This window comes from Arthrobacter crystallopoietes BAB-32 (assembly GCF_000328305.2).
Classification (GTDB): domain Bacteria; phylum Actinomycetota; class Actinomycetes; order Actinomycetales; family Micrococcaceae; genus Crystallibacter; species Crystallibacter crystallopoietes_A.
Genome location: NZ_ANPE02000031.1, coordinates 1 through 1,748, shown reverse-complemented (window position 1 = coordinate 1,748; position 1,748 = coordinate 1). Strand labels below are relative to the sequence as shown.

The 1,748-nt window shown below is 64.8% G+C and carries 1 protein-coding gene; it reads left to right on the top strand.

Annotation, left to right across the window (positions count from 1 at the left end):
- The first annotated feature begins 125 nt into the window (after nt 1-125).
- Nucleotides 126-1,568, top strand: a complete 1,443-nt coding sequence (locus D477_RS00760; RefSeq protein ID WP_005266272.1) for an IS1380 family transposase — start codon at nt 126-128, stop codon at nt 1,566-1,568.
- The last annotated feature ends 180 nt before the right edge of the window (nt 1,569-1,748 follow it).

The following is a 1,748-nucleotide window of genomic DNA, read 5'->3' as shown; positions in this document are numbered from 1 at the left end:
TTAGCCCGGGGTTTTCATGGGTGAGCGTTTGAAAACGTGTGTTTAAGCAGGGAAAGGGTGCTCTGAGCTGGGAAAATAGTGGTTGTCGAGACCGTTATTCTGCCTAGCGAAGGAGCACCCTTCCGGTGTCTAATCGTACCCGTGTTTTTCCGTCCGTTCCTGTCACTTTTACCGGCCAGTCGCTGATCTCCCACGCCGGGCTCAACGTCCTCACCGGCTTCATGGACGCCCTCGGCTTCGGCGGGCTTTGCGAGAACCGCCTCGGCCAGTTCGTTCCCTCGAATGCGCAGCACCGCTCCGGCAAAATCCTCGGCTCGCTCGCGGCGATGCTCGCCGCCGGCGGTGAACACGTCACCGATCTGGACATACTGCGCGCCTCACCCGGCGTCTTCGGACCGGTACCGTCGAACGCCACCGTCTCGCGGTTCTTCGAGCGCACCGTGGCGAACCCGGAACTCTTCGCCTACGGCTTCGAAACCCTGTCCCGCGAACTGCGTTCCCGGGCCTGGGACGCCGCCGCGGAGCGCAGCCCCGCGGCCCGGGCGACGGCCGCGGACCCGCTGATCATCGATCTCGACGCGACCCTGGTGACGTCGCATTCGGATAAGGAAAACGTTGCCGGGACCTATAAGGGCGGCTACGGCTTCGCGCCGTTCATCGCCACCTGCGACTACGGTGCCGGCAACGGCACCGGGGAAATCCTGGCGGCCCTGCTGCGCCCGGGCAACGCCGGGGCGAACAACGCCGAGGACCACATCCGCGTCTTCGACGCCGCGACCGCCCAGCTGCCCGATGCCTTCTTCGACGCCGACGGCACCCTGCTTGGCGAGAAGATCCTGGTCCGCACCGATAGCGCCGGCGCTTCGCGGAAGTTCCTGTGGCACCTGCACTCCCGCGGCGTGCAGTTCTCCGTGTCCTACCCGGTCCCGGTCGGCAAGGCCCACATGATCGATTGGATCAACGACAAACAGCACTGGCAGCCGGCCTTGGACCAGGACGGCAACGACCGAACCGACGCGTGGGTCATCAACGCCACGCATGTGATCCCGCTGGCTGATTACCCGCCGGGGACGAAACTGTTCCTGCGTGCCGAGCCCCTGCATCCCGGGGCGACCCCGTCGCTGCTGGACATGGACGGCCACCGGGTGACGGCGTTCCTGACCAACTCACCGCGCTGGCACGGCCCATACCTGGACGCCCGGCACCGTGCCCGCGGCCGGTGCGAGAACCGGATCAAGACACTGAAAAACACCGGGCTGGGCAAGCTGCCGTTCTTCGATTTCGCCGCAAACCAAGCCTGGGCCAACATCGCCGTCCTCGCCGCGAACCTCATCTCCTGGCTTCAGCTCGCAGCCCTGCCCGATGCGCACCATGCCAAGGCCTGGGACATCAAACGCTGGCGCTACCGGCTTTTCGCTCTTGCCGGGAAAATCATCACCCGAGCCCGCAGGCACCACCTACTGCTACCCGACACCGCCCCGGAACAGCCGCTGATCAGCACCCTGCTCAAGGCAAATCTCCGGATCGCCGGCCACTTCCAACAGGCCGCCGCGATCCTGAAAACCTGACGCCCGGCCGGCGCGAATATCCTGCGAAGAGAAAGAACGCCAACACCAGGTACGTGGAATCCTGAAGCCCAGCCCGGCTTATGGGCCAGCCCATCACGCCCAAATCCAGCCAGCCGAACAACAAGCGGCTCCAGACACCTCACGACTGCCAGCAATCAACCGATGAAAAATCCGGGTTAG